Source organism: Streptomyces luteogriseus, assembly GCF_014205055.1.
Taxonomy (GTDB): domain Bacteria; phylum Actinomycetota; class Actinomycetes; order Streptomycetales; family Streptomycetaceae; genus Streptomyces; species Streptomyces luteogriseus.
In genome coordinates this window covers 4168122-4193993 of sequence record NZ_JACHMS010000001.1, presented here as the reverse complement: position 1 = coordinate 4193993, position 25872 = coordinate 4168122, and the positions used below count along the sequence as shown (strand labels likewise).

At 73.7% G+C, this 25872-nt stretch carries 27 protein-coding genes and 1 pseudogene; 14 read left to right on the top strand and 14 right to left on the bottom strand.

Annotated features, from left to right (window positions below):
• Positions 1 to 113 precede the first annotated feature (113 nt).
• Positions 114 to 1559, top strand: coding sequence for a threonine--tRNA ligase (gene thrS, locus BJ965_RS18360; RefSeq protein ID WP_313666953.1), 1446 nt, complete (start codon positions 114 to 116; stop codon positions 1557 to 1559).
• Between the two features lie 28 nt (positions 1560 to 1587).
• On the opposite strand, the gene BJ965_RS18355 is transcribed toward thrS, so the two are convergent.
• A complete protein-coding gene (locus BJ965_RS18355; RefSeq protein WP_184909657.1) occupies positions 1588 to 2133 on the bottom strand; it encodes a pyridoxamine 5'-phosphate oxidase family protein in 546 nt (181 codons plus the stop codon).
• A gap of 91 nt (positions 2134 to 2224) precedes the next feature.
• Positions 2225 to 2632 (bottom strand): hypothetical protein, encoded by a 408-nt coding sequence (locus BJ965_RS18350; protein ID WP_184909656.1) that lies wholly within the window; start codon positions 2630 to 2632, stop codon positions 2225 to 2227.
• Between the two features lie 169 nt (positions 2633 to 2801).
• Between BJ965_RS18350 and BJ965_RS18345 the strand changes: the two genes are divergently transcribed.
• Entirely contained in the window at positions 2802 to 3758 is a 957-nt protein-coding gene (locus tag BJ965_RS18345) for a nucleoside hydrolase (protein WP_184909655.1), read from the top strand.
• A 113-nt stretch (positions 3759 to 3871) separates the two neighbouring features.
• Here BJ965_RS18345 and BJ965_RS18340 read toward each other — a convergent pair whose 3' ends face one another.
• Positions 3872 to 4825, bottom strand: a complete 954-nt coding sequence (locus BJ965_RS18340) for an LAETG motif-containing sortase-dependent surface protein (RefSeq protein ID WP_184909654.1) — start codon at positions 4823 to 4825, stop codon at positions 3872 to 3874.
• 307 nt (positions 4826 to 5132) lie between these two features.
• Here BJ965_RS18340 and BJ965_RS18335 point away from each other — a divergent pair, with 307 nt between their 5' ends.
• Both BJ965_RS18335 and BJ965_RS18330 read left to right on the top strand, forming a co-directional pair.
• Positions 5133 to 6794 carry a glycoside hydrolase family 13 protein gene (locus BJ965_RS18335; protein WP_184909653.1) on the top strand — a complete coding sequence of 554 codons (1662 nt, stop codon included), beginning with the start codon at positions 5133 to 5135 and terminating at the stop codon, positions 6792 to 6794.
• A 235-nt stretch (positions 6795 to 7029) separates the two neighbouring features.
• Entirely contained in the window at positions 7030 to 7764 is a 735-nt protein-coding gene (locus BJ965_RS18330) for a carboxypeptidase regulatory-like domain-containing protein (protein WP_184909652.1), read from the top strand.
• Here the strand turns inward: BJ965_RS18330 and BJ965_RS18325 are convergent.
• Entirely contained in the window at positions 7758 to 8246 is a 489-nt protein-coding gene (locus BJ965_RS18325) for a hypothetical protein (protein WP_184909651.1), read from the bottom strand. The genes BJ965_RS18330 and BJ965_RS18325 overlap by 7 nt on opposite strands.
• Before the next feature lie 33 nt (positions 8247 to 8279).
• On the bottom strand, positions 8280 to 8654 hold the full coding sequence (locus BJ965_RS18320) for a DUF6479 family protein (protein WP_184909650.1): 375 nt from the start codon (positions 8652 to 8654) through the stop codon (positions 8280 to 8282).
• A 129-nt stretch (positions 8655 to 8783) separates the two neighbouring features.
• Here BJ965_RS18320 and BJ965_RS18315 point away from each other — a divergent pair, with 129 nt between their 5' ends.
• Together BJ965_RS18315 and BJ965_RS18310 are read left to right on the top strand one after the other, a co-directional pair.
• Entirely contained in the window at positions 8784 to 9635 is an 852-nt protein-coding gene (locus tag BJ965_RS18315; RefSeq protein WP_184909649.1) for a hypothetical protein, read from the top strand.
• A gap of 195 nt (positions 9636 to 9830) precedes the next feature.
• Positions 9831 to 10244: a DUF5994 family protein gene (locus BJ965_RS18310; RefSeq protein WP_184909648.1), complete on the top strand. Its 414-nt coding sequence runs from the start codon at positions 9831 to 9833 to the stop codon at positions 10242 to 10244.
• Between the two features lie 2 nt (positions 10245 to 10246).
• Here BJ965_RS18310 and BJ965_RS18305 read toward each other — a convergent pair whose 3' ends face one another.
• On the bottom strand, positions 10247 to 10609 hold the full coding sequence (locus BJ965_RS18305) for a DUF1304 domain-containing protein (RefSeq protein ID WP_184909647.1): 363 nt from the start codon (positions 10607 to 10609) through the stop codon (positions 10247 to 10249).
• 1167 nt (positions 10610 to 11776) lie between these two features.
• On the opposite strand from BJ965_RS18305, the gene BJ965_RS18300 reads away from it, so the two are divergent.
• The 3 genes from BJ965_RS18300 (at position 11777) to BJ965_RS18290 (ending at position 13902) form a co-directional block, all read left to right on the top strand.
• Positions 11777 to 13036 carry a serine hydrolase domain-containing protein gene (locus BJ965_RS18300; RefSeq protein WP_184909646.1) on the top strand — a complete coding sequence of 420 codons (1260 nt, stop codon included), beginning with the start codon at positions 11777 to 11779 and terminating at the stop codon, positions 13034 to 13036.
• 2 nt (positions 13037 to 13038) lie between these two features.
• Positions 13039 to 13176, top strand: a complete 138-nt coding sequence (locus BJ965_RS18295; protein WP_184909645.1) for a hypothetical protein — start codon at positions 13039 to 13041, stop codon at positions 13174 to 13176.
• Positions 13177 to 13329: 153 nt separating this feature from the next.
• The gene (locus tag BJ965_RS18290) at positions 13330 to 13902 is read left to right on the top strand and encodes a tellurite resistance TerB family protein (RefSeq protein ID WP_184909644.1); all 573 of its coding nucleotides are present in this window, start codon (positions 13330 to 13332) and stop codon (positions 13900 to 13902) included.
• Between the two features lie 19 nt (positions 13903 to 13921).
• On the opposite strand, the gene BJ965_RS18285 is transcribed toward BJ965_RS18290, so the two are convergent.
• Entirely contained in the window at positions 13922 to 14794 is an 873-nt protein-coding gene (locus tag BJ965_RS18285; protein ID WP_266459907.1) for a serine hydrolase, read from the bottom strand.
• Positions 14791 to 15741, bottom strand: a complete 951-nt coding sequence (locus BJ965_RS18280) for a LysR family transcriptional regulator (protein WP_313666952.1) — start codon at positions 15739 to 15741, stop codon at positions 14791 to 14793. The genes BJ965_RS18285 and BJ965_RS18280 overlap by 4 nt, the downstream gene beginning before the upstream one ends.
• Positions 15742 to 15856: 115 nt before the next feature.
• Between BJ965_RS18280 and BJ965_RS18275 the strand changes: the two genes are divergently transcribed.
• From BJ965_RS18275 to BJ965_RS18260, 4 genes are all read left to right on the top strand, one after another.
• Positions 15857 to 17500 (top strand): penicillin-binding transpeptidase domain-containing protein, encoded by a 1644-nt coding sequence (locus BJ965_RS18275; protein ID WP_184909642.1) that lies wholly within the window; start codon positions 15857 to 15859, stop codon positions 17498 to 17500.
• Positions 17501 to 17585: 85 nt separating this feature from the next.
• Complete coding sequence (gene bla / locus BJ965_RS18270) at positions 17586 to 18569, top strand: class A beta-lactamase (RefSeq protein ID WP_184917294.1); 984 nt, start codon at positions 17586 to 17588, stop codon at positions 18567 to 18569.
• Complete coding sequence (locus BJ965_RS18265; protein WP_184909641.1) at positions 18566 to 18928, top strand: DUF952 domain-containing protein; 363 nt, start codon at positions 18566 to 18568, stop codon at positions 18926 to 18928. The genes bla and BJ965_RS18265 overlap by 4 nt, the downstream gene beginning before the upstream one ends.
• Positions 18929 to 18932: 4 nt before the next feature.
• A complete protein-coding gene (locus tag BJ965_RS18260; protein WP_313666951.1) occupies positions 18933 to 19613 on the top strand; it encodes a DUF4328 domain-containing protein in 681 nt (226 codons plus the stop codon).
• Here BJ965_RS18260 and BJ965_RS18255 read toward each other — a convergent pair.
• Positions 19597 to 20466 (bottom strand): putative RNA methyltransferase, encoded by an 870-nt coding sequence (locus BJ965_RS18255; RefSeq protein WP_184909640.1) that lies wholly within the window; start codon positions 20464 to 20466, stop codon positions 19597 to 19599. The genes BJ965_RS18260 and BJ965_RS18255 overlap by 17 nt on opposite strands.
• A gap of 221 nt (positions 20467 to 20687) precedes the next feature.
• Complete coding sequence (locus BJ965_RS18250) at positions 20688 to 22250, bottom strand: carbohydrate-binding protein (protein ID WP_184909639.1); 1563 nt, start codon at positions 22248 to 22250, stop codon at positions 20688 to 20690.
• Between the two features lie 216 nt (positions 22251 to 22466).
• Here BJ965_RS18250 and BJ965_RS18245 point away from each other — a divergent pair.
• Positions 22467 to 23525 (top strand): annotated as a pseudogene (locus tag BJ965_RS18245) (cytochrome c oxidase assembly protein).
• A gap of 103 nt (positions 23526 to 23628) precedes the next feature.
• Here BJ965_RS18245 and BJ965_RS18240 read toward each other — a convergent pair.
• From BJ965_RS18240 to BJ965_RS18225, 4 genes are read right to left on the bottom strand one after another with little or no spacing between them, the layout of a single operon-like run.
• Positions 23629 to 24156, bottom strand: coding sequence for a hypothetical protein (locus BJ965_RS18240; protein ID WP_184909638.1), 528 nt, complete (start codon positions 24154 to 24156; stop codon positions 23629 to 23631).
• Entirely contained in the window at positions 24140 to 24631 is a 492-nt protein-coding gene (locus BJ965_RS18235) for an RNA polymerase sigma factor (RefSeq protein ID WP_184909637.1), read from the bottom strand. The genes BJ965_RS18240 and BJ965_RS18235 overlap by 17 nt, the downstream gene beginning before the upstream one ends.
• Positions 24628 to 25242 (bottom strand): class F sortase, encoded by a 615-nt coding sequence (locus BJ965_RS18230; protein ID WP_184909636.1) that lies wholly within the window; start codon positions 25240 to 25242, stop codon positions 24628 to 24630. The genes BJ965_RS18235 and BJ965_RS18230 overlap by 4 nt, the downstream gene beginning before the upstream one ends.
• Entirely contained in the window at positions 25239 to 25634 is a 396-nt protein-coding gene (locus BJ965_RS18225; protein ID WP_184909635.1) for a Tat pathway signal sequence domain protein, read from the bottom strand. Before BJ965_RS18225 ends, BJ965_RS18230 begins: the two co-directional genes overlap by 4 nt.
• Between the last annotated feature and the right edge of the window lie 238 nt (positions 25635 to 25872).

Here is a 25872-nt window from a genome sequence, read left to right as displayed (position 1 = left end):
AGGGCGTCCACCGCCCCCAGGACCAGGACGTCCACCGCCCCCAGGACCAGGACGTCCACCGCCCCCTAGGACCGAGACGCTCACCGCCCCCAAGACCAGAACGCCCACAGCCCATGAGGACCAGAACACCCACCGCCCTTCGCCCGAAAACCCGTCGCCCGCCGCCCGCCGCCCTGTTACGGTCACGCCATGCAGCGAGTCCAGCCGTTCCCGTCCTCCACGACGACGCCGGAGAGAGTCCCGGCGCGCTGACAGCTGACCCAGATGTCCGAAGCCCCGGGGCGAGTGCCCCGGGGCTTCGTCGCGTGGTGCTCGCCTCCCAGACACGAGGAGCCACCATGCACGACCACCGCCGACTCGGCCGTGAACTGGACCTGTTCGACACCGATCCGCTGATGGGCGCCGGTCTGCCGTACTGGCTGCCCGACGGCGCCGTCGTGCGGCACACCCTGGAGGAGTACATCCGCGACGCGGAACGGCGGGCCGGCTACCGGCACGTGTACTCACCCGCCCTCGGCAAACGCGAGCTGTACGAGATCTCCGGCCACTGGGAGCACTACGGCGACGACATGTTCCCGCCGATGGACGTGGGCGCCGAGCAGGTCCTGCTGCGCCCGAGTCTGTGCCCCCACCACGCCCTGATCTACCGCTCCCGCTCCCACAGTTACCGCGAACTACCCCTGCGCATGGCGGAGTTGGGCGGCATGTACCGCTCGGAGCTGTCCGGTGTCCTCGGCGGTCTGACCCGGGTGCGGTCCATCACCCTCAACGACGCGCACATCTTCTGCACCTTGGAGCAGGCCGTCGAGGAGGCCCGGTCCGCGCTGGAGCTGATCGGCCGCGCCTACGCGGACCTGGGCATCCGCGCGGCCCGGTACCGGCTGTCCCTGCCCGGCGAGGGCGGCAAGTACGTGGCCGACCCGGAGCTGTGGCGGCGCGCCACCGCCCTGCTCCGGGAGGTCCTGGACGGCTCCGGCGTCGCGTACGAGGAGGCCGAGGGCGAGGCGGCCTTCTACGGCCCCAAGATCGACGTGCAGATCACCGACCCGGCCGGCCGTGAGGCCACCCTGTCCACCGTGCAGATCGACTTCCACCAGCCCGAGCGCTTCGACCTGCACTACATCGGCCCCGACGGCGCGAAGCACCGCCCGGTCATGGTGCACCGCAGCATCATCGGCAGTGTGGAGCGCGCGGTCGCCCATCTCCTGGAGGAGCATGGCGGCGCCTTCCCGCCGTGGCTGGCGCCGGTGCAGCTGATGGTCCTGCCGGTGGGGGAGGAGCAGTCCGAGGCAGCCCACGCCCTGGCCGGACGGGCCCGGGAGCTCGGGCTGCGCGCCGAGGTCGCCGGCCCCGGGCAGGGCACCCTCGCGGCCCGGATCCGTTCGGCCCGGCTGGTGCCGTACCAGGCGGTGATCGGCGGGCGGGAGGCCGCCGCCGGCCTGGTGGCCCCCCGCCTGCGCGACGGCAGCCGGCCGGACACCCTGCCCGGGGACGAGCTGCTGCGCCGTATCGGCGACCGGGTGGCGGCCCGCGGCCCCGGGCTGTGGGACCCGTCCTAGGACGGGGCCCTCCACGTCGCGGCCGGTCTCAGAACGTCCAGCGCGTGTGGCTGTAGACGCCGTTGTCCCGGCCGAAGCCGTACGCCGTGTCCGGGGCCACCGCGAACACCACGGCGTCGCCGCGGCGGAAGGCGTCCCCGATGCCGTGGAAGGTGCCCTCGGGGGAGGTGATGTGCGGGCCGTACTTCGTCTCGTACGCCGTGATCACCTCCTCCAGGCGGGCCCGGTCGGTGACCGGCTCGGCCCGGCCCTCGATGACGAGGTCGAGCCCGTCGGTGAGGGAGTTCGCCCCGGTGGTCAGTGCGCAGTGGGCGTCGTGCGCCAGGTTCTTCGCCTTCTGCTCGGTGCGGCCGGTGGAGAAGTACAGCACTCCGTCGTGCCAGGCGGCGATGCAGGGCGTGACGTGCAGCCGGCCGTCCGGCCGCACGGTGGACACCCAGAAGATCTCGGCGGCCTCCAGCCACCCCTGCGCCTCGGCCCAGGCGGTGGCGGTGACCTCCGAGGCGCCCGGGCGGGGGTTGAGCGCGGAGCTGTAGCGGGCGTCGAGCTCGGTCGTCGGTTGCTGTGCGGGCATGGCGGGGCTCCTTCGTCGTCTGCTGCCCGTAACGACCGTCCGGCGGGGCCGGAATCATCGCCGCGTCCGTTCGTGTGGCCGGCGGCGCAGGTCAGCGTGCCGTCCAGGGGCGGAGCTTGTCGGGATTGAGTACGGCCCAGACGTGCTGGATCCGGTCGCCCGCGATGTCGCACGCCGGCACCGACACGGTGACGCCGTCCTTGCGGGCCACCAGGCCGGGCCGGCCGTTGACCGCGCACTCCTCGAGCGAGATGCCGGGTACCGCGCGGGCCCGGCCGGCGAAGAAGCGGGCGACCTGCTCGGCGCCCTCGACCGGGTGGAGCGCGGCCGGCACGAGCCCGCCGCCGCCGCCGATCGCGGTCGCGTCGGGGGCCAGCACGCCGATGAGGCCCTCGATGACCTGGTCCTCAGCGTCGACTTCGAACTGACCGGATCCGGCCGCGATCCGCGGGGCGGCCAGCCGGCCGCCTTCACGGGCCGCACGGTCGTCGACCGCCACGACTGGGGTGTCAGCGGGGCCCGGTGCATGGTCGGCCGGAAGGTGACGCTGGAATTCGACGTCACGGCGGTACGCCGGTCCTGACGCGGGCCGGAGCCCGGAACGGGCCGGGGCCGTAGGGTCGCCTGTGCGGAGCTTTCCCGCGCAGCCACTGGAAGGAGTCCCCGCCGTGACGGACGGTCAGCCCATCCCGGTGATCATCGACTGCGACACCGGTGTCGACGACGCCCTCGCCCTGCTGTTCGCCGTACGGCACCCCGCGCTCGACGTGCGGGCGATCACCTGCGTGGCCGGGAACACGGACGTCGACGGCGTCGTCCGCAACACCCTGACCGTGCTGGAGGTGGCCGGCGCCGGTGACATCCCCGTCGCCCGGGGTGCCGAGCGTCCGCTGATCGAGCCCGTACGGACGGCCCGGCATGTGCACGGGCAGGACGGGATGGGCGATCTGGGACTGCCCGCGCCGACCCGCGTGCCGGTCGACGTGGACGCGGTGACGCTGCTGCGCCGCGAGATCCTCGCCTCGCCGAGGCCGGTCACGCTGATTCCCATGGCGCCGTTGACGAACATCGCGCTGCTGCTGCGGACGCACCCCGAGGTGACCCGCAACATCGAGCGGATCGTGTTCATGGGCGGCGCGGTGGCGACCGGGAACGCCACGCCGGTCGCGGAGTTCAACGTGTGGCACGACCCGGAGGCGGCCGCGGTGCTGCTCACCGCGGGGGTGCCGATCACGATGTACGGGCTGGACGTGTTCAAGAAGGTCCTGGTGCCCGCGGGCGAGGTGCAGCGGCTGCGGGCGAGCGCGGAGCCCAGCCTGCGAATGGCCGGTGAGCTGCTCGCCCACCGGGACCCGGCCACGTCCGGCGATCCCACGCCCATGGGCGGTCTCGGTGACGCGGGTGCGGTCTGCGCGGTCGTCGACCCGAAGGGCCTGACCACCGAGCGCCTGCCGGTCGAGGTCGTCCTGGCCCCCGGGCCCGCGCGCGGCCAGACGGTCGTCGACCGCCGGCCGGTCCCCGGCGAGTCCGAGATCCACGAGGGCATGCGCGAACAGCCCTTGGTGGAGGTGGCGTTGGACGTGGACGTGGAGCGGTACGTGAACCTGTACCTGGAGACCGTGTAGCGACCCCGGCCGAAGCCCCGCCCCGACGGGTCCTGGTGGGACACCGTCAGGGCGGGGCGTGCGCAGCCCGGCGCCAGGGGATGCCGCGCCCCGGCGTGGGCTGGTTCCGGTGCTTACGCGTTGCGCCTGGCCGCGCGGCGACGGGTCGCGACGACGAGGGCCGCGCCGCCCGCCAGCAAGGCCGCCGCGCCGAGCGCGATCGGGCCGGTGCTGCTGTCGGCGCCGGTCTCGGCGAGGTCGCCGCCACCGCCGTTCGGCTTGGGCGCGACGGGCGTCGACTCGGAGGCGCTCGGGGTGGGGGTGTCCGTGCCGGAGGACGGGGGCGTCGAGGGCTTGGCCGGCTCGGACGGCTCGGACGGCTCGGACGGGGACGCCGGAGGCGTGGTCTCCTCGGCCGGCTCGGACGGGCTCGCGGGCGGCGTGGGGGCGGGCGGCTCCGTCTCCGCGGGCGGCGGGGTCGTGCAGTTCTTCGTGCCGCCGTTCCAGGCCGCGATCAGCTTGTCCTTGATGACCGGGCGGTCCGGGCCCTTGGGCAGGTCGCCGTGCTCGAAGCCGTCCTTCGCGTCGAGCTCGCCGTCGAACTTCACCGCGCCCCGGTAGAGGTCGATCTGCCCGAAGCAGCCCTTGTCCGGGATGGCGATGTCGAGCGACTCGGTGCCGCCCGGCTTGACCGTCACCGTGTCGAAGTCGACGAACACCTGCTCGCCGGAGGTCGCGAACGTCGCGCCGTGGGCGAGGTAGGAGGCGAGGGAGGCCGTGCAGGTGGCCGCGTCACCGGCGGTGCGGACCTTGATGTGCACCTTGCCGTCGTCGGTCGGCTTCAGGTTCTGGTCGTCGACCTTGACCGAGTCGTGGAAGGTGGTGCCGTCGAGCGAGAACTGGCAGCGGTCGGTCCCGGTCTCCGTACCCGCGCCGGTGCCGGGCTTGTAGCTGCCGCCGGACGACCAGCCGTCGCCGCCGGGCGAACCGGTGGCGAACGCGGTGGTGGCGGAGGCGGCGCAGAGGGCAAGGGCCGCGGCGCCCGTCCCCAGCAGGCGTCGCGCGGTGACACGTCTCGCTATGGACATGCGTATCCCATTTCTTGGCGTGTGCAGAACCCGGGTGACGGCATGCGGGCAGCGTGCGGCTGCCGGGGCCGTACCGGGGGTGAGTGGTCTGAGAAACACTGGGCCCATTGGTCACATGCGCCTCAGTGGCCCCATCGTGGCGGTGCCGCAGCACGCTGTCAACCTGCGGTAATACAAAGGAAGTTGCGCCGCCATCACACTTTCGTCACAGCAGGAATGGATTGCTCCGATCAGCGCGATGGTTCCTTTTTCCGGCATTCTGGACACATTCAATGCTGTCGCCCGTACGCCCTGCGAAGGAGACCGCGTGACCGATCGCTCCACCCTCGACCTGTCGTCCCGTGACCCCGACTGGTGGCGCCAGGCGGTCGTCTACCAGATCTACCCCCGCAGCTTCGCCGACGCCGACGGCGACGGACTCGGCGATCTGCGCGGCATCACCCGCCGTCTCACCCACCTCGCCGCCCTGGGTGTCGACGCCCTGTGGCTGAGCCCCTTCTACCCGTCCGAACTCGCCGACGGCGGCTACGACGTCGCCGACCCCCGGGGCGTCGACCCGCGCCTGGGCACCCTCGACGACTTCGACGCCCTGGTCGCCGAAGCCCACCGCCTCGGCCTGAAGGTCATCGTCGACATCGTGCCCAACCACTCCTCGCACCAGCACGCCTGGTTCCAGGAGGCCCTGCGCTCCGGGCCCGGCTCGGCCGCACGCGACCGGTACGTCTTCCGCGACGGCCGCGGTGAACACGGCGAACTCCCGCCCACCGACTGGCAGTCCGTCTTCGGCGGCAGCGCGTGGCAGCGGGTGCCCGACGGCCAGTGGTACCTCCATCTCTTCGCCCCCGAGCAGCCCGACCTCAACTGGGAGAACCAGGAGGTCCGCGCCGACCACCGCACCACCCTGCGCTTCTGGTCCGACCGCGGGGTCGACGGCTTCCGCGTCGACGTCGCCCACGCCCTCGCCAAGGACCTGAGCGAACCTCTGCGCGACCTCGGCGCGCCCGAGCTGAGCGGCGAGGAGACCCTCGCCGCGATGCCGCCCGGCACCCACCCCTTCTACGACCGCGACGACGTGCACGAGATCTACCGCGACTGGCGCAAGATCCTCGACTCCTACCGCCCGCCCCGCATGGCCGTCGCCGAGGCATGGGTGCCCGGTGCCCGGCGTGCGCTGTACGCCCGCCCGGACGAGCTGGGCCAGGCCTTCAACTTCGAGTACCTGCAGACCGGCTGGGACGCGGAGGAACTGCGGCAGGTCATCACCGACTCGCTCGCCACCGCCCGGGCGGCGGGCGCCTCGGCCACCTGGGTGCTGTCCAACCACGACGTCGTACGGCACGCCTCCCGCCTCATGCTGCCGCCCGGCACCGACCCCAACGCCTGGCTGCTCTCCGGCGGCCACGCCCCGGCCGTCGACGAGGCGGCCGGGCTGCGCCGGGCCCGGGCGGCGACCCTGCTGATGCTGGCGCTGCCCGGCTCGGCGTACGTCTACCAGGGCGAGGAACTCGGCCTGCCCGAGGTCGCCGACCTGCCCACCGAGGTTCTCCAGGACCCGATCTGGGAGCAGACGGGCCACGTCCGCAAGGGCCGCGACGGCTGCCGGGTGCCGCTGCCGTGGACGACGACCGGACCGTCGTACGGCTTCGGGTCCGGCGGTGCGTGGCTGCCTCAGCCGCCCGCCTTCGCCGCCCACGCCGTCGAGGCGCAGGACGGCGTCGAGGGCTCGACCCTGGAGCTCTACCGCACGGCCCTGCGCCTGCGCCGCAAGCTCCTCGACGGCGAGGAGCTGACCTGGGCGGCGGATGCCCCGGAGGGTGTGCTCCGGTTCGACCGGTGCGAGGGCTGGCGCTGCGTCACGAACCTCTCCGGCGCGGCGGTCGAACTGCCGGCGGGTGAGGTGCTGCTGGCCAGCGCGCCGCTGGAGGACGGGCGGCTCGGGCCGGACACGACGGTGTGGCTGGGCCGGTGAGCGCTCCGCGCGCGGACGGTGGGGTCGTGCTTCGGCTGCGGCGCCGCGGTGGCTGGTCGCGCCCCGCGGCGGAGCGCAGATCGACACAGCCCCGCGCCCCTTTGGGGCGCGCCCCCTTTGGCCCTGCTGATCCACTCGCGTGGATCAGCAGGGCGTGCCACCCGGGGTCAGGCCCGTGAGAATCGGCGGCGGAGTGTCTTCGACGGCCGGACACGGACAAGGAGCCCCGCCCGCGATGAACAGGTACAGCAGGACAGCAGCTGTGGCGGGGGCCGTCGTGGTGGGGGTGCTCGCGGTCCCCGGGGCGCCCGCGGTGGCCCGGGACGGTGGGCTGTGGGGAGCGGCGACCATCGCGCCCGGCCGGGAGGGCATCGTCGAGGTCGCGGGCGTCCCGGAGGGCGCCGAGGGCGTGACGCTGACGCTGACCGCGCCCCGGGGCACGCGGGTGACCGGCACACCGCTCGACGCGTCCGGCCACCGCGGCTCCGTCGCCGCCGACGGACGCAGCGCGGCGTACACCCTCACCGGCGGGGGGTCCGGGCAGGGCGGAGTGCTTCCCTTCGTGCTGGCCGTCCCCGCGCACGCCGTCCCCGGCACCCGGCTGCGGGACTGCTCGCTGCGCCTCACCGACGCCCAGGGCGTGCCGCGGGCGGTCGGCCGGTGTGCGGTCACCGTGGGCCTGGCCTCGCCGGTCCTGACCCGCCCGCTGTCCGGTGTGCCGCTGGCCGCCCGGCCGGAGGTCTCCGGCACCGCCCACCCGGGAGCCCAGGTCACCGTCCGCGACAAGGACGACCAGGAGGCCTGCGCGACCACCGCCGCGCCCGACGGCACCTGGAGCTGCACCCCCGGCACCGGCCTCGCGGCGGGTGCCAACCGGCTTCAGGCGGTCGCCGCCCTGAACGGGGTGAGCGCGATGAGCGAGCAGATCGACATCGTGGTGGCGGAGGAGGCCGGCGCGGGCCGTCAGTAGCGGACGGCGCGGGCCACGTCCGTGCGGACGTCGCCGGAGAGGTCGTGGGTGCTGCGGGCGGTGGCCGTGGCGGACTCACCGGCCTGTACGTGGTCGACCGTGACGATGGCGGTGTCGACCAGGCCGCCCCCGGAGTCCTTGAAGTCGACCTGGACGGCGAAGGAGCGGGTCGAGTCGTCGGTGTTGCGGGCGGTGACCTCGGCCCGGACCCGGCCGTCGGAACCGGCGACGGGCGTGCCGATCCGGACGTCGCCCTTGACGTCGATGCCGTCCTGGATGTCGTCGAGGCGGCGCCCGGCCTCCGCCGTGGCGGATTCGACCGCCTCGGAGGCCCCCGAGGCGATCGACCCCACGGCGGACTCCGCCTTGCTCGCGGCGTCCGAGGGGCTGTAGTCGTCGCTGCATCCGGTGAGCGCGGCGGACAGGGCGAGCGCCAGGGCCGCCCCTCCCGTGGCCCAGCGGGTCCGGTGGCGGGCAGCCATGTCGCCTCCCTGGTCCTCTACGGCCTCATGGCCTCATGTGCGGCCGAGTCCGCCGCCGCCGAAGGAGCCACTGGATCCGGGCGACCAGCGACGCGGTTTCTGGTCCTTTCCGGTCCTGGTGCTCGCACGGTGGAGTTCATGGGGCATGATCCGCTGCCCGTCGCGCGCCACGACCGGCACATCGTCGGGCTCGCGCATCTCCCGCATCTCGCGGACCGGCCCGCCGTCCGGGACGTGCGGCTGTTCTTCCGGGGAGGGGTGGTGGGTGTCCGTGTCCATGACCCGCATCCCGACCCGCACGGCCCAGATCAGCGCACAGGCCACGATCAGCCCGCCGACGAAGGCGATGGTCACGGCGACCGCGTGATCTGACGACGCCGCCAGTTCTGCATACGTTGCCGTATTCATGCCCCAAGTATCGCCGACGGAATGCGATAAAGCGCCCGGAATGCCCCCTCGGTCATCGGCAGGCAACCCCGGCCGTGCCGGTGACGACTTCAGGGTGACGCCCCTCCCCCCCCACACGAGGAGATCACCATGCGCAGACACCTGGCGCGGCTGCTCACCGTGCTCGCCGTGCTGGCGGCGGCGTTCGCCACACCCGGCATGGCGTCCGGCAAGGCGCAGGCCGCCGACGACTGGAACCCGCCCGCACACCTCGACCAGCCCCTGAACGAGGTGTGGAACCACGTCGAGTCGACCTACGGGAACCTGTACGGCTTCCGGAACTACGGGTGGGACCAGGTCATGGCCAACCGGGGCAGCGTCAACTACTGCGTGCGCTGGGAATCCGACGCCCCGGTCAGCGCCGCCCTGCGCGACCGGATCCACGCGGCGCTGAAGAAGCAGTTCGGCAAGTGGATGTCCGCGATGGTGGTGAACGGCAAGGGCCACAACGCCTGGCCGTACACGACGGTGCCGGTCAACATCGTCGGCTGGGCCGTGAAGAACCGCTCCACCCTCCAGTGGACCGACAACTCCGTCGACATCTACAGCGGTGTCCTGGACGGCGGCGGCGCCCCGCAGTGCGCCCCGGACTGCGGACGCTTCTTCCACCAGGACGGCGACTACTCCAAGTGCCCGGGGGGCGCCGCCCGCCACTACGACCAGTCGCTGTGGCTGACCAAGGGCTTCCAGGGCGGCGCGGGCGGCGACTGGGGCCAGCGCATGGGCCAGGAGTACTTCACCGGCGCCCTGAACCAGGAGAACGTCCACATCTACCTGCACGAGGTCGGCCACACCTTCGGCCTCGACGACTTCTACGACTGGTCGCCGACCGGCCAGTGCTGCTTCCTGATGAAGGCGGGCAGCGCCACGCAGATCACCGAGTTCGACACGTGGATGCTGCGCGACTTCTGGCGCCATCTGAAGAGCCGCTACGGCCTGTGACGGGCTGCGGGCGGTGCGGGTGGCCCCGGTCCTCGTACCGCCCCGCGGGGTACCGTGGAGGAACCGAGGGTAGGTCGCAACCGGTGGCCGAACCGGTCTCGCCCCGGCGCTCCACGCACTCCCAGGACTCCCCCCACCGGGCTCGCGGCTTCGCCACCTCGTGGCCACGCACCCCCACCGCAGCAGGAGCCCCCGATGACGTCCGCATCTTCACCCCCGCCGTCCGCCCCCGCGCCGTCCGAGGTCCGGCTGCGGATCGCGGACCAGCCCCGCCGGGGCAGCACGGCCCGCCGGATCGACGGGGCGTGGTGGCCCCGTTCGTACGACCTGGCCGCCGAACTGCCCGGGCTGCTCGGCGGACTGCCGGACGCCTGGGGCCGCATCGGCAGCGTCCTCGTCAACGGGGACACCTGGCCGGCCTGCCCCGAGCGGATGGTCGTCGCGGGCCGGGAGGTGCACGTGGGACGCACGGACTCGCCGACCGCCCCGCACACCGTCTGCCTGATCGCCCCGGGCCGCGGCCGCTGGGACCTGCTGGTCGTGCCGCCCGCCACCGAGGAGGCGGAGGCACGCCGGCTCATGGACCGGGCCGTCACGCAGGACGGCTGAACTCAGCGCGCGAGCAGTACCAGGGCCAGGGCGGCCAGCGCCGGGACGGTCTGGACGAAGATGATCTTCCGGCTGGCGGTCGCGGCGCCGTAGATCCCCGCGACCGCGACGCACACCAGGAAGAACACCGAGACCTGGAAGCCCACCGGGTCGGACGCGACCGCGCCCCACACCAGACCGGCGGCGAGGAAGCCGTTGTAGAGGCCCTGGTTGGCCGCCAGGGCCTTCGTCTCGGCGGCGAACTCGGCAGTGGTGCCGAAGGCGGCCCGGGCCCGCGGCGTGGTCCACAGGAACATCTCCAGCACCAGGATGTAGGCGTGGAGTGCGGCGAGGGCCAGCACCGCGAGCGTGGCGAGGGTCGACATGCGCTCATCATCCAGGACCGCCCGGGCCCGTTCTCGTTCGGGCCCTCCCGGGAGGCACCGCGGCTCTCGGACTGGCAGATTGCGCCCAGAGGAAGGCCGGCCCCGGCCGTCGCGTCCCCGCGTGTGCCGCTCGGGAGCCGGGACCGGCCTTCCCGCTTGCGGTGCGGTGCGCGATGACGGGCCGGGGCGAGGAGCCAGGGCGCTCTGTCGCTCGGCTCCTGCTGCCCCCGGGGTGACGGGTGGACGCTGTGCCGATCCGCCCGGGGTGGTGGGGGCGGGGTCGCCTGGGACGGTGGTGTCGGTGCTGCGGGTGTGGTGGCGGTGACCGCAGTCGGGATGGTGGCCCGGCACGGCCCGCCCGGTGCCGGATCGCCGACGGCCGGGCCGCCGCCTGGATGCCTGCTCGCGGCCCCCGTGCCGGGCGGCTGCTCGCGCTGTGCCCCAGTGCCGGGAGTTCTCGCTCGGGGCTCGGGGCGCGGGGGCTCGGGGGCCGTGTCCGCGGGCCGCGCCGGGCCCGCGTGCCCGGTGGCCGGTGCCAGGGCGCCGGGAGGGCCCGCATGCGCGCCGGGGCACGCGCCCGGCTGCCGGGGGCCGGGGGCCGCGCTCACGTGCCGTTTGGCCGTTCCGCTGCGATGAGGTCGTGCCGACTGCCGTTTGACGGACCTGCTGGTTGACGGACGGTGCCCGCGGCCCGGTGGCCGGTGCCCAGGCGCGGGGAGGGCGCGTCCGTGTGGCCGGGCCGCGTCCAGGTGCCGGGCGCCGCGTCCGCGTGCGCTGAGGCACGCTCACGTGCCGCCGGCCAGCCGTGGCCGCGTACCGATAGGCCGGTCCGCGCCGCCGGGGTTGCGCCCAGGGGCCCGGGAGGCGACGTGTGCGTGCCTGACATCGCGTCCGTGTGCCCGGGGCGTCGCGCCCACCCCAGCGGCCCAACCGCCTCCACGCCCGCATGCGGCTGCGCTCCTTCGAGGTCGAGTCCTGGCGCGCCATCGTCGAGGACCGGCCTGACGTCCCCTTCCGCCGCTGCTGCCCTGCGGTCGCCCGGCCGGTTTTCGATCATCCCTCGGAAGGATGTAAGGGCCGTTCGCCGCCCATGACGATGTTCCCGACCTGTTCGAACACACGTAGTCGAAAAGCGACGCACTCGAACACCAGGGAAGGGACAAGCAGTTGCGAATCGCCCGGCTCCTCGGAACCGTCCTGGGCACCACCTTGCTGACGACCACCGCCGTGCTGACCGCGCCCGCGCAGGCCGACACCGGAGTGGCCGCCCGGGACACCGTCACCCTGGACAGACCCGCCCTGCGCGACTCGCTGGACGCCGTCCACGAGGCGGGCATGTACGGCGTCTTCTCGTCCGTGCGGGACGGCCGCGAGCGGTGGACCGGCGCCTCGGGTCAGGCCGACGTGGCCACCGGACGCCCCGTGACGCCGGACATGCGGCAACGGGTGGGCAGCATCAGCAAGACCTTCACCGCCGTCGGCATCATGCAGCAGGTGGAGCGCGGCCGGATCCGGCTCGACGCGCCCGTCGGCGACTACCTCCCGGACCTGATACCCGGGGAGCGCGGCCGGGAGATCACCGTCCGCATGCTCCTGAACCACACCAGCGGCATCGGCGACTACATCCTGGGCGCCTTCCCTTCCCTCGCCCAGGGCTCGACGGACAGCCTCGAAGCGGAACGCTTCCGCTCCATCCGCCCCGCGGAACTGGTCAGGATGGGCCTCGCCGCCCCCGCCACCGGACGCCCCGGCGCGGTGCCGGGGTCGTACTCCAACACCAACTACGTCATCGCCGGGCTGCTGCTGGAGAAGGTCACCGGCCAGAAGGCCGGCGCCTACCTGGCCCGCCAGGTCATCGACCGGGCCGGGCTGCGCCACACGTACCTGCCGCGCACCCCGTACATCAAGGGCCCGCACCCGCGGATGTACGAGTCGTGGTTCGGCCTGCTCGACCCGGCCCGTGACTTCAGCGTCTACGACATGTCGTGGGCGTCCACCGCGGGTTCGGTCGTCTCCACCACCGACGACCTGAACCGCTTCTACCGCGCCCTGCTCGGCGGGAAGCTGGTCGGCAAGGCCTCCCTCGACGAGATGACGCGCACCGTCCCCGTCTCCGGCATGGACTACGGCCTCGGCATCTACTCCCTCGAACTGCGAGGCTGCGGCCGCTTCTGGGGTCACGACGGGGCGGTGTTCGGCGCCGGCACGATCGCGCTGTCCAGCCGTGACGGCAAGCGTCAGGTGGCTCTCGCGCAGAACCTGATGAAGTACCAGGAGCTCGACGAGAAAGGCCGCCCGAAGCCGCACCCGATCGACGACGCCATCGCCGCACACGTCGTCCGCGCGCTGTGCCCGGACACCTCCGCGTCCGGAATCAACCATCCTCGGTTGACCAAGAGTCTCCGGTTTGATCAGCTGTCCCACTAGTCATGTTCGGCGGCAGCCTCGCCTCCACCGGCGCGGGCGGCATCGGCCTCCTCCTCGCGGCGGCGGCCCTGGCAGCGGTGGGCTTCGCGGCGCTCCGCCTCGCCCCTCGCCCGAAGCTCCGCTCGCGCGACAACGCCTGACATGCCGTCATGAGACTGCCCGCCCCCGGCTTCGGGGTGCGGGCAGTCCGCGTTTCGTTTTGCGGAACCTTTGCCTGGGGGTCGGACGTTGGATGGGTGTGCGCGCGTGAGCGGGTGCGCCAGGTGAGGCCTACTAGTACCGAGGTGACGTCAATGGCAGTGTGGGACCGGCTCAAGGACCAGGCCAAGGCTCTCCAGCAGGGGCAGGGCGGGCGGGGCGCGACGACCGGTGGACACGGCGGTGCCGGGCACGGCAGCGGTGCGGCGAGGTCATCCGGCGGTGGTGGCAAGGCCCAGCTGGTCGGTCTGCTGAAGACGCAGCTCGGGTCGTTGAAGAACGAGTTGAAGAGCGGTGCGTACCGGGACGCGAGCATGGCGATGTGCGCCCTGGTCGCGGCGGCCGACGGGAATGTGGACCCGGCCGAGCGCCAGCAGGTCGAGTCGATGATCCTCAGCAACGACGTCCTGCAGAACTTCCCGCCGGAGCAGTTGCGTACGCGTTTCAACAAGCATGTGGACCAGCTGACCGCCAACTTCCAGCACGGCAAGTCCGAGGCCATGCAGGAGATCGCCAAGGCCGCCAAGAAGCCCACCGAGGCCAAGGCGGTGATCCAGACCGGCATGGTCATCGCCGGTGCGGACGGCCACTTCTCCCAGGCCGAGGCGACGGTCTTGCGCGAGGCCTGCGCGACGTTGGGGGTGAATCCCGCCGAGTTCCAGCTCTGACCGGCGAGGAGCCGGCCGCTCAGGGAGCGCGCAGGGCGTCCACGGCCAGCCGGGCCGCCGTGCCGATGACGGCGTCGGCGGCGGGCAGGAGCGCGGAGGTGCGGGCCGTGCGGGTGAAGACGGCGACGGCGTAGCGGCCCCCGTCGGGGTATTCGACGACGCCGACCTCGTTGCGCACGGTCGGCAGGCTGCCGGTCTTCCCCGCGACGTGCACATCGTCGAAGGGGAAGCCGGAGGCCAGCCGGTGCGGCCACACCTGGAGGCCGAGGATGCGGCGGATGGCCGCGCCGTGCTCGGGCGTACACGCCTCGTCGCGCCAGACGGCGGCGAGCAGCCGGGTCATGTCGCGCGGGGTGCTGCGGTTGGTACGGGCCGGGTCGAGCGCGCGCAGCCGGGTGACGACGAGCGGGTCGGCCAGAGACCGGGCGCCGCCCGGACCGGCGTCCTCCTTGATGGTGGCGAGGAGTTCGCCGAAGGTGTGCACGGCCAGGGTGCGGGCCAGGCCGAGGCGGGCCGTGGTGCGGTTGACGGCGTCGAGGCCCACGCGGTGCAGCAGCAGATCGGCGGCCGCGTTGTCGCTGACCGACATCATCAGATAGGCGAGGTCGCGCAGGGACAGCCGGGCGCCGTCGAGCATCGCCGCGACCCCCGTCGGTCCGGTGGTCCGGTCCCGCGGGGAGCACTCCACCTGCTCGGTGAGGTCAAGGACCCCGGCGGCGGCCTGCTCGTGCAGCGTGACGAGCAGACACAGCTTGTGGACGCTGGCGGTGCAGACGGGCTGGTCCGCGCCGGCGTCGAGCTGCGCACCGGAGTCGATGTCGAGGGCGTGCAGCCGGCCGGTGACCCCGGCGTCGGCGAAGGCCGCGTGGATACGGGCGAGGGCGTCGGTCACAGCCAGTACTCCGAGGCCGGGCGCAGATGCAGCGGGCGGGCGGGCAGATCGGGGCTCGCCCCGGCGGTGCTGCGCAGCGCGTGCGTGGCGGCCTCGGCGAACGCGGCGACGGCGGCGTCCCCCCGTCCTCCGGGCCAGGCCACGGAGTGCCGCAGGGCGAGCGGGGCGCCGGTGAGGGGCCGCCAGACCACGCCGGAGGCGGGGCTCTGCCGCTGGTCCCCCTCCCCCTGGCCATGGGCGTCACGCGGGCTGAGCGCCACGGCCTGTGCCGACAGCACCAGGCCGCGTACGAAGCTGGTGCCCTGGGCGTGGCGCACGCCGGGCGGGGTGTAGCCGTTGCGGGCGCAGGTGGTCAGCAGGTCGTCGTAGACGGCGGGGGCGCCGGCACGGGGGAAGAGGATCAGGTCGTAGCCGGTGAGGGAGGCGAGCGGGACCTCGTCGAGCCCGGCCGCCGTCGCGTCGCAGGGCAGCAGGACGCCGAGTTCGCGCCGCAGTACCGGGCCCAGCTCGAGTCCGGAGACGTCACAGGGGTGGTGGATGAGCCCGACGTCCAGCTCGTGCGCGGCGAACCGCTCCAGCTGCTGGGCGGTGGGCAGCTCGTGCAGCTCCAGTTCGAGGCCGGCGGCGGTGCCGGAGAAGCGCGCGAGCAGGGCGGCGACGGTCTCGCCGGAGACGTCCGGCGGCAGGGCGGCCCGCAGCAGGCCGGTCTCGCCGTCGCGGATGCGGCGTGCGGTGGCCATGAGTGCCTCGGAGCGGGCGAGCACCTCCCGGGCCTCGGCCAGCAGCAGCGTCCCGGCCTCGGTGATGGTCACCTGCCGGCTGGTGCGTTCGAAGAGCCGGACGCCCAGGTGCCTCTCCAGGCGCTGGATGCGCTGCGAGAGCGGCGGCTGGGCCATACCGAGGCGGGCCGCGGCACGGCCGAAGTGTGACTCTTCTGCAACAGCCACAAAGCACTCCAGGTGCCGCACCAGGTCCACGAGCAGCAATCATATCGGTTGCATATTGATCCGACACCGATACCGGTCTTGGACAGATCACCCGGGCCGCTGCTGTTCTCGGCCCATGGACTCTCATGCCGACCACTCCGGAGTCACCACCGGCGGCCCCGGGCAGCGCCGGAAAGCCACGCGGGCCGTCATCGCGGGGGCGGTGGTGCTGGCCGCCGTCGCGGGCGGGGCGTACGCGGCCGGTCTCGGCCCCTTCGAGCGGGACACCGGGCCCGACCCCGCGGCCGGGAAACAGGCCCGCGCCTTCCTCGCCGACTGGGCCGCCGGCCGCGTGGAGAGCGCGGCGGGCCGTACGACCAGCCCCGGCACGGCACAGCGGGTGCTGGACAGCTTCACCGCCGGACTCGAGATCGACGAGCCCGAACTCACGGCGAAGCCCGCGACCGAGACCGGGGACGGCACGGTCGCCGTGCCGTTCACCGCGCGGATGCCCGTCACCGGCCTGGGCACCTGGACCTACGAGTCGAAGCTGCCGCTGCGCGAGCAGGGCGACGGCTCATGGAAGGTGGACTGGCAGCTGTCCCTCGTCCACCCCCGTCTGAGCGACACCGAGAAGTTCCGCCTGGAACGGGAGGAGACCGAGCCCCCCGAGGTCACCGACCGCGACGGCACGAGGCTCACCGGCGGTGCCTTCCCCTCCCTCGCGCCCCTGATGACCCGGCTCGCCGGGGGGAGCGGCAAGGACTCCGGCGCACGCGGCGCGATCCGCCTCGTCGACCGGGCCACCGGCGAGGTGGAGCGCACGGAGGCGTCCTTCGGCGCGAAGACGCTCCGGGCGGACAAGGGCCCCGTCCCCACCACCCTCGACGCCGACTGGCAGTCCGCCGCCGAGAAGGCCCTCGCCTCCCGGGCCGATGGCAAGAACGCCGCGCTCGTCGCCCTGCGCATCGACGACGGCGAGATCCTGGCCGTCGCGAACTCCCCGTCCACCGGCTTCAACCGCGCGCTCTCCGGCACCTACGCCCCCGGCTCCACCTGGAAGATCGTCACCAGCAGCGCCCTGCTGATCGAGGACGCCGTAGCCCCGGACGACGTGGTGGACTGCCCCAAGTACCTCACGGTGGGGAAGAAGTTCCAGAACGTGGAGCTCTCCGAACACCCGGGAGCCACGTTCCGCAAGGACTTCACCGAGTCCTGCAACACGGCGTTCATCAGCCTGCGCGACCGGCTCGACGACGGGCAGCTGGGGGACGTCGCCCGCACATACTTCGGGGTGGGCCAGGAGTGGCACGTCGGGGCGCCCACGTACGACGGTTCGGTGCCGGTGCCCAAGGACGAGACGGAGAAGGCCGCCTCGATGATCGGGCAGGGCCGCGTGCAGGCCAACCCGCTGATCATGGCGTCGGTGACCGCGACCGCGGTGTCCGGCACCTTCCACCAGCCGTCGCTCACCGCCGGCACCGAGGACGAGACCCGTACGACCCCGCTCCCGCGGGGTGTCGTCACCCAGCTGCGCGCGATGCTGCGCGCGACCGTCACCGACGGCACCGCGAAGGTCCTCTCGGACCTGCCCGGCGAGATCGGCGCGAAGACCGGTACGGCCGAGGTCTCCGACGACCAGGACAACAACGGCTGGCTCGTCGCCCACCGCGGCAACGTCGCCGTCGCCTGCGTCGTCGAAGAGGGCGTGACCGGCGGCGGTTCCGCCGGCCCGATCGTCCGCAGCCTGCTGTCCGCGGTCCCGGACGACTCCGCGTGACAGCAACCCATTCCGTGCAGGAGCCCGCCGTATGACCCCCGACCGGAGTACGACCCCCGTCCGGAGTACGACCCCCGACCGGAGCATGAACCCCTCCCGCACCACCCCCTCCCGCCGTGCCCTCCTGGCCGTCGCTGCCCTGCTCCCGCTCTCCGCCTGCGGCACGGACGACCGCCCCGCCGACCACGCGCGACGGCGAAGTGCCACGCCCACCGGTCCGCCGCCCGGGAGGGCCACCGTCCACCGCCCCCGGCTGGCGGACCTGGAGCGCGAGTACGGTGCCCGTGTCGGTGTCTACGCCCTCGCCACCGGTACCGGCGCCACGGTCGTGCACCGGGCCGGTGAACGCTTCGCGTTCTGCTCGACGTTCAAGGCGCTGGCCGCGGCGGCGGTCCTGCACCACCGCTCCGCGAGCGGCCTTGACCGCCGTGTCACCTACACCGAGGCCGACCTGCGCTCCACCGCGCCCGTCACCGGCAAGCACGTCGCGACCGGGATGACCCTCCGTGAGCTCTGCGACGCCGCCGTCCGCTTCAGCGACGGCACGGCGGGCAACCTCCTGATGCGCGACATCGGCGGCCCCGCCGCGCTCACCGCCTACCTGCGCGGGCTCGGCGACACCACGAGCCGGATGGACCACTACGAGCCCGAACTGCACGACGTGCCGCCGGACGACCCCGCCGACACCACCACCCCGCAGGCGATCGCCACCGACTTCCGCACGCTGCTCCTGGGCACCGCCCTGCCCCTCCGCGAACGCCGGCTCCTCATGGGCTGGCTCTCGCGCAACGCCACCCCCGTCGGCGCCCGCCGCATCCGGGCCGGGCTCCCCGGGGACTGGAAGGTGGCCGACAAGACCGGCACCGGCGACTACGGCCGGGCCAACGACATCGCGGTCGTCCACCCGCCCCGCAGCTCACCGCTCGTCCTGGCCGTCATGACCGACCGGCCGGGCCGCGACGCCGAGCCCTCCGACGCCCTGATCGCCGAGGCGACCCGGCGGACCGTCGCCGCCCTGAAGCTCCCGGGGCTCCGCGGGCGCCCGTCGGCGTCTATAACGGGGCCATGATCTATCACGTCGTACCGCGCACCGTCTGGACCACCGCCACCGGCCCTGCCTACGCGCCCGACTCCCTCGCCGAGGAGGGATTCGTGCACTGCTCCCCGGACGAGGCGACCACGCTGGCCGTCGTCGACGCCTTCTACCGGGACGTGCCCGGGCCCCTGCTGGTGCTCGCCCTCGACGAGGCGCGGCTCACCGCGAGGGTGGAGTGGGAGGCGGCGGCTCCCGCACCGCCGCCCGGGGTCTCCGGGGACACCCTCTTCCCGCACGTGTTCGGCCCCCTCGACCGGGACGCCGTCGACCACGTCCTCGAGGTGCGGTTCGACGACGAGGGCCGGGCCGCGGAGCTGCGTACGGCAGGATGAGCGGGTGATCGAACAGAATGCCGCACCGGCCGCCCCCGGGCCCGTCCTGCGCCCCGTCCGGGGAGCGTCCCGTTGCGCCATCGCGGCCCTCGCCCTGGCCGCGGTCGCCTGGGCGGCCCGGGCGGTCTGGCACCTCCGGCTCTCCGCCGCGGGGGAGCCGGCGTCCGGCCCGCCCGACCAGGGCGACGGCGTGCACCGTCCGCTGAACGCGCTGGAGGACTCCTACCACCTGGTCGCCTCCGTGGGCAGCGCCGTCACGGCCGTCTGCGTGCTCGCGTTCCTGTTCTGGCTGGACCACGTGCGGGACAACGCCAAGGCCTTGTCGGGCACGGCCCCGCGCTACGGCTATCCCTGGCTCTGGCTGGGCTGGATCGTGCCGGTCGTGAACCTGTGGATACCCCGGGGCGTCGTCGCGGACGTCCACCGCTCGGTCTTCCCCGAGCGGCGGCTGCCCGCCGTCGTGAACTGGTGGTGGGGCCTGTGGCTGGCCGGTCTGGCCGGCGGCGTGGGGATCATCTACGCCGACGACACGGACGAGGTCATCGCCCGTGCCTACAGCGGCGTCCTGCCCCTGGTCGCCGCCGACCTGGTGATCGTGGCCGCGGCGGGGGCCGCCGCCCTCATGGTGCACACGCTCACGACGGCCCAGCAGCGGCGCATGGACGAACTCACCCAGGGCGCCTAGCAGGTGGCACGGGCCGGCGCGGCCGGTACACCGATGCGACGAACGAGGCGGTCACCCGCACCGGCGCGTCCAACCGCTCGACCCGGCCGCGCAGTTGAGCGGCGTCGACGTGACGCGCGGCCGGACTCATGGTCACCAGGGCGGCGACCTCCCCGGCCGTGAGGCTCATGGCGTACTCCAGCGGCTCGGCGCGCTCGTGCCGGAAGTGCGCCGCCAGGGTCCGGCGCAGGCGGTCCTCCTTTCCGGGGTCGACGGCCAGCAGCCCCGTGGCGGCGCGCAGTTCGCGCAGATGCCGGGCGGTGGGGGTGACGACGAGCAGCGCGCCGTCCGGGCCGAGGACGCGGTGGAACTCGGGCCCGTTGCGGGGCGCGAAGACGTTCAGGACGAGGTCGGCGCAGCCGGTGCGCACGGGCCAGGGCTGCCACACGTCCCAGCCGGCGGCCTCCGCCCGGGCATGCGCGCGGGCCGCCGCGCGCAGGGCGGGCACGGAGCTGTCCAGCCCCAGCCCCAGGGCCTCGGGGAGGGCGTCCAGGACGGCCGCCAGGTAGTGGCCGGTGCCCGCCCCGGCGTCCAGGACGGTGGCGTCCGGCGGGGCCAGTTCCGTGGCGAGTGCGGCGAGGGTGCGGGCGAGCGGGTCGTAGTGCCCGGCGCCGAGGAACGCGGCGCGGCTGCGGACCATGTCGGGGGAGTCGGCGCTCGGTGCCCGCCGGTGGCCGGTCAGCAGGCTGACGTAGCCGTGGCGGGCGATGTCGAAGGTGTGCCGGCCGGCGCACCGCAGGGCGCCGTCGGTGTGCCGTAGGGCGGTCGGGCACAGGGGGCAGGTCAGGACGGACAGGAGTCGGTCGGAAGGCATGGGTGCTCCTCGGAACGCGGCGCGCCGCGGGGAGGCGGGGCACCGCGTGCGGGCGGCGGACGGTGAGGCGTCGGCGCCCGCCGGCCGGCTCGCCGTGAACCGGCGGCCGGGGGGCGGGTACGCCGAGGACGGCGACGTGAGCGACTCACGTCGCCGTCCTCACCGCGGCGTCAGAGGAAGCAGTGAGGCAGGGCGTTGCATGCCAGTGCCATACGGCCAGGCTACCGGGCGCCGCCGAACGTGACGACGAGCCGCCCGTCCGAGGCGAACGACCAGCGCAGGGCACCGGCGTAGGAGGAGCAGCGGGAGCCGTTCGAGCCGGACCAGAACTGGTTGGAGCTGTCGGAGGTGCCGATGATCCGGTCGTTCGAGCCGCTGTCGCAGGAGGTGTTGGAGCGGAACACCGACGTACTGCCGGAGTCGAAGTTGAAGTTGCGCTGCTCGTTGCCGACGCTGACGTTGTCCGAGATCTGCATCGGGCCGGTGTTGCTGTTGTAGGTGAAGCCGTGCTTGCCGTTGCCGTAGGCGATGCTGCGCCGGACGATGTGGCCGACGCCGATGTCCTCGCCGCCGAGCTTGTAGCCGTTGCGGTCGCCGTTGCCGGCCTGGGAGCCGTCGCTGAGGGTGCCGTTGCCGAAGGCGAGGGAGTCCTCGATGGTCACCGCGCCGATGGGGCCGGTGTCCGGCTTGGTGTAGAGGTCGTAGCCGTCGTCGATGTTGTGGTGGGAGACGGTGTAGCGGAAGACGTTGCCGGGGCCGACGGTGAGCTTCGGTGCGAAGCCGTCCGCGTCCTCGCCGTCGGAGTCGGCGTTGTCGTGCGACTCGGTGCTGACGATGAGGTTGCGGGACGGCCACCGGTCCTTGGGCGTGCTGGACAGCGCCCGCGACAACTGGAGCCCCGAGTCGCGGTTGAAGCGCGTCACCGTGCGTTCGATGACGTTGTCGCTGCCGCTGAGGAAGATGCCGTTGTCACCGGCCCGTTCGACGACGAGTCCCTTGACGTGCCAGTGGTCGGCGTTGACGGCGAGGCCGCGGTTGGCGGGGTCCTCGCTCTGGGCGGAGAAGTTCAGCACGGGCGTCTCGCCCGGGTAGGCGAACAGTTCCGTGCGGTCGCCGGATGTGCCGTTCCGGCCCGCCGGGATGGTGACGGTCTGGGAGTAGCGGTAGGTCCCGCCGCGCAGGTAGATGGTTCCGCCGGCCGTGACGCGGCTGATCGCGGAGGTGAGCGTCGTCGGGCTGGACTCCGTGCCGGCCGCGCTGTCGCTCCCGTTCGGCGACACGTACAGCACCGGCCCGGTGGGCTGCGGCTCGCTGCCGCCCGTCTCGACGTCGGCGTAGTCGACGTTGGGCAGGCCGGTGGAGGTGGTCGGGCTCAGCCGGACGGTGTTGCCGCCCGCCCGCAGCGGGACGGTGAGCGTCTTGGTCGCCCAGGTGCTCCAGGCGCCGGTGCCCTCGAAGGACACCGTGCCGGTCGTCGTGCCGTTGACCACGAGGCCGGCGGCGCGGGCGGAGGTCGTGCCGTTGGCGAAGCGGACCTTCAGGGTCGCCGTGCCGGCGGCGGAGGCGTTCACGGTGAACTGGGCGTATCCGCCGGTGCCGTTGTCGCCGTTGCAGAAGCCGCTGCCGGAGAACCCGGCCCAGTCCGAGTCGATGGTGCCGGTGCAGACCGCGGGCGAGACCTCGGCCTCGTAGCGGGTGGTCGCCGCCTGGGCGGTGGGGCCGGACAGGGCGACGAGGCTGCCGGCCAGGAGGCCGACGGACGCGATCACTGGTCTCAGGTGCATCGTTCGTCTCCAAAGGGTGGTGACGGTGACGTGTGCGGAACCCGGCCGGGGGTAAGCGCTTTCTGCGCTGTCTAGAGGGGAACGTAGAAGCTTGCTGTGGACGCGTCAATAGATCTGTACGTGATGGCCATTCACGTTCATGAACATCTGGGATGTCGTCCCGCGCTCGCCCACCCTGCCGCCGCTCCCCGGAACTTCGGCGGTTAACGTCCGCTCGTGAGTGAACTGTCGGCTGTGTACCTGCCGGAACCGACCGCCGGACGGCTGCTGGGATCGTGGTAGCCGGACGTCCCCGCCCTGCTGCTCGTCGCCCTGCTGGGCGGACTCTACGGCTGGGGTGTGGTCCGGGTTCGCCTGCGGGGCGGGTCCTGGCCGCCGACCCGCGTCGCCGCCTTCGTGCTGCTCGGGCTCGGCGCGATCGTCGTGACCACGATGGCCGGCCTGGCCGTCTACGACCGTGAAGTGTTCTGGCCGGCCGCCGTGCAGAACGTCGGGCTCGACCTGCTCGCGCCGCTGGGCCTCGCCCTGGGCGACCCGCTGCGGCTCGCGGTGGAGGCACTGCCGCGGGGCGGCGCGGACCGGGTACGGCGGGTGCTGACCGGCCGGCTCGTCGGACTGCTGACGTTCCCCCTGGTGTGTACGGTCCTGGTGCTGGCCACCGAACTGACCGTGTACTTCACGCCGTACTTCGCCACCGCGCTGCGCGTGGGCCGGCTGCACGAGCTGATGTACCTCCATCTACCGGCGGCCGGCTGCCTGTTCGTGCTGCCGGTGCTCACCCGCGAGCAGGCCCTGCCCGTCTGGTGCACCCGCCCGGTCCGGGCGGCCCCGGTGTTCCTGGACGGGATCGTCGACGCGCTCCCGGGGCTGGTGGTCATGACGCACGGCACCCTGATCGCGGGCGCCTGGTACCTGCACCACGCGCCGCCCGGGTCCGACGTCCACCACGACCAGCAGCTCGGCGGCGGCGCCATGCTGGGCATCGCCGAACTGGTCGCGATCCCCTTCCTGCTGACGGTCCTCGCGCAGTGGGCGCGGGCCGAGCGCGACCGGGCGGCCGTACTGGACCGGCGTCTCGACGGCGAACTCGCCCCCGCCGCCCCGGTCGCCGCCCCGGTCGCCGCCGCCCCCGCCGCCGCGGTCGCCGCCCCGGTCGCCGCCGCGGTCGCCGCCGCGGACGCCGCCTCGGACGGGGCCGAACTGGTCCGGCCGTGGTGGGAGACCGAGGACGGCGAGGTGGCGGAGCGGGTGCGGCGGCAGCGGCCGGGCGACTGACCCGGGGCCCTGCGGCGCCGGCCGGTGGCTGCCGTGCGCCGTCCTCCGGTCCGTGCTCGGGGTCGGTGGCTGCCGTGCGCCGTCCTCCGGTCCGTGCTCGGGGTCAGCGCCTGCCGTCCGCCGTCCTCCGGTCCGTGCTCGGGCGGACCGTCGACGGGGCGGGCGGTACCGAGGTGGGTGTGGCCGACGGGGCGCGGGACACGGCCGCCGGGTCGGTCGCCTCGTCGGTGGCGGGGGTGCCCGGAGGGGATGCGCGCGGGCTGTCGGTGCCCGGGGGGAGCGTGCCCGGGACCGACGGGCGGGACTCGGACGGGGACGGCTCGGGGATGGGGGACGCGGAGGGCGTGGGCGGCGACGTCCTGGGGGCGGGCGGGGCCATCGGGATCGTCGGAACCACGGGGCGCTCGGATGCCGTGTGGCGCAGGGGGACGGCGATGAGGACGGCCGCGACACAGCACAGTCCCGCCCCGGTCGCGGTGCGCAGCAGGCGGCGGCGGGTCGCCCGGCGGCGGATCGTCTCGTACTGGCCGGGGGGCGCGCCCAGGTAGTCGGGGGAGGAGGGGCGCAGGATCACGGCGAGCGGGTCGTCGGGGCCGGACTCCGGGCCGTCGTCGTCAAGGCGTGTGGTCAAGGCTTCTCCTCAGGTGGACGCGGAGCAGTTCCCGGGCCGCGTGCAGGTCGGCCTTGACGGTTCCTTCCTTGCGCCCGGTCAGTGCGGACACCTCCCGGATCGGCATGTCAGCGTAGTAGTGGAGGAGGATCGGGACCCGCAGTCGCTCCGGCAGCGACTGCACGAGCAGCCGCACCGACGGGTCGGCCTGTTCGGGGTGGGGGCGTACGACGGCCTCCGAGGTGACGCGGTGCATGGCCCGGCGCTCGCGCTCCAGCTTGCGCCAGTGGTCCCGGACGAGGTTGGCCGCGGTGACGTAGAGGAACCCGCGCGGCTCCTCGACGGTCGTCCAGCGGGCCCAGAGCCGGGTGAACGCCTCCGAGGCGATCTCGTGGGCCGTCCCGTCGTCGTCGACGAGCCGGCGGCACCAGCCGGCGAGGCGCGGGTAGAGGGCGGCGAACAGCTCGGACGCTGCCTTCTCGCGGGACCGTTTCAACGCTCTCCAGAGGTGGGGGACTTCGCACCGCTCTGCGCCGCGAACACGATCACGTTGTCCGCGTAGCCGTCGCCGGTCCGCGCTCCGCCGCACGTGATCAGCCGCAGCTCGGGGCGGTCCACGTTCCCGTAGACGTCGTCGGCCGGGAAGTCGGTTTTCGCCACGGTCCGCACCGCCGTCACGGCGAACTCCACCGCCGTGCCGTTCTCCAGGCGCGCCACGATCCGGTCGCCCCGGTGCAGCCGGGCGAGCCGGCGGAAGACGCCGTCGCCGTACGGGCCGACCGTGACATGGCCGAGGAACACCGACGGGCCGGTGGCGCCGGGCGTCGGCGAGTGGCGGTACCAGCCCGCCCGGTCGTGGGCCGTGACCGGCGGCACCTGCACCGTGCCGTCGGCCGCCAGGCCCAGCCGGATGACCGGGGTGTCGACGCCGATGGCCGGGATCAGCAGCCGGACCGGGACCGAACGGGCCGGCGGGCGGGCCCCCTTGGCCGGAACCGGCCGAGCGGTGGCCGTCGGCCGGGGTGTGCCGCCCCCGTGACGTCCGCACGCCGTCAGCAGGGACGCCAGCGCCCCGGCCGTGAACGCGCGCCTGGAGAACGGGCTCATGCCCCGAGCGCCCGGCGGCGGCGCACGACGAAGACCGTGCCGCCGCCCAGGGCCAGCACCGCGGCGGCGCCCGCGCCGATCGCCGTACCGCCGGTCCCGGAGGCCCCGGTCGCCGCCACACCGGTGTCGGGAGCGCCGCTCGGCCGCACGGAGACCTGGCCGTCGGCCGGCGCCCGGGTCGGCTCCGCGCCGGGCGTGTCGCGGGCCGGCTCGGGTGTCCGGGTCGCCTCGGGTGCCCGGGTCGGCTCCGCGCTCTCCGCCGGCCGGGTGGTGGGCGTGGCGGCCGGGGGGACCGGGCTCGGGGTCGCGGGACCGTCCGCGAACGCGGGCCCGGTGCCCATCAGGACGGCGGTGCCCGCGAGGGCCAGGGCGCTCAGGACAGTTCGGCGCATGGAATCGCACTCCTTCGTCGGTCCGCCCGACGGTCGCCGGGCGGGGTGACAGTTCGAGCGGAGAGACGATGCGGCATCGGGGCGGGTTGTAAAGAGATGGCAAAGTCGCCGGAGCGGGAGCGGGAGCGGGAGCGGGACCCGGGGTCGGAGCGGGTGCGGGTGCGGGAGCCGGAGTCGGACTGGAAGCGGGAGTGGGACCCGGGGTCGGAGCGGGTGTGGGTGCGGGAGCCGGAGTCGG

Bases quoted from the DNA above. Each gene is read 5' to 3' on its own strand.
- thrS (WP_313666953.1), top strand. From the start codon at position 114: ATGAGGACCAGAACACCCACCGCCCTTCGCCCGAAAACCCGTCGCCCG.
- BJ965_RS18355 (WP_184909657.1), bottom strand. From the start codon at position 2,133: ATGCCCGCACAGCAACCGACGACCGAGCTCGACGCCCGCTACAGCTCC.
- BJ965_RS18340 (WP_184909654.1), bottom strand. From the start codon at position 4,825: ATGTCCATAGCGAGACGTGTCACCGCGCGACGCCTGCTGGGGACGGGC.
- BJ965_RS18330 (WP_184909652.1), top strand. From the start codon at position 7,030: ATGAACAGGTACAGCAGGACAGCAGCTGTGGCGGGGGCCGTCGTGGTG.
- BJ965_RS18325 (WP_184909651.1), bottom strand. From the start codon at position 8,246: ATGGCTGCCCGCCACCGGACCCGCTGGGCCACGGGAGGGGCGGCCCTG.
- BJ965_RS18320 (WP_184909650.1), bottom strand. From the start codon at position 8,654: ATGAATACGGCAACGTATGCAGAACTGGCGGCGTCGTCAGATCACGCG.
- BJ965_RS18315 (WP_184909649.1), top strand. From the start codon at position 8,784: ATGCGCAGACACCTGGCGCGGCTGCTCACCGTGCTCGCCGTGCTGGCG.
- BJ965_RS18310 (WP_184909648.1), top strand. From the start codon at position 9,831: ATGACGTCCGCATCTTCACCCCCGCCGTCCGCCCCCGCGCCGTCCGAG.
- BJ965_RS18305 (WP_184909647.1), bottom strand. From the start codon at position 10,609: ATGTCGACCCTCGCCACGCTCGCGGTGCTGGCCCTCGCCGCACTCCAC.
- BJ965_RS18295 (WP_184909645.1), top strand. From the start codon at position 13,039: ATGTTCGGCGGCAGCCTCGCCTCCACCGGCGCGGGCGGCATCGGCCTC.
- BJ965_RS18290 (WP_184909644.1), top strand. From the start codon at position 13,330: ATGGCAGTGTGGGACCGGCTCAAGGACCAGGCCAAGGCTCTCCAGCAG.
- BJ965_RS18275 (WP_184909642.1), top strand. From the start codon at position 15,857: ATGGACTCTCATGCCGACCACTCCGGAGTCACCACCGGCGGCCCCGGG.
- bla (WP_184917294.1), top strand. From the start codon at position 17,586: ATGAACCCCTCCCGCACCACCCCCTCCCGCCGTGCCCTCCTGGCCGTC.
- BJ965_RS18265 (WP_184909641.1), top strand. From the start codon at position 18,566: ATGATCTATCACGTCGTACCGCGCACCGTCTGGACCACCGCCACCGGC.
- BJ965_RS18255 (WP_184909640.1), bottom strand. From the start codon at position 20,466: ATGCCTTCCGACCGACTCCTGTCCGTCCTGACCTGCCCCCTGTGCCCG.
- BJ965_RS18250 (WP_184909639.1), bottom strand. From the start codon at position 22,250: ATGCACCTGAGACCAGTGATCGCGTCCGTCGGCCTCCTGGCCGGCAGC.
- BJ965_RS18230 (WP_184909636.1), bottom strand. From the start codon at position 25,242: ATGAGCCCGTTCTCCAGGCGCGCGTTCACGGCCGGGGCGCTGGCGTCC.
- BJ965_RS18225 (WP_184909635.1), bottom strand. From the start codon at position 25,634: ATGCGCCGAACTGTCCTGAGCGCCCTGGCCCTCGCGGGCACCGCCGTC.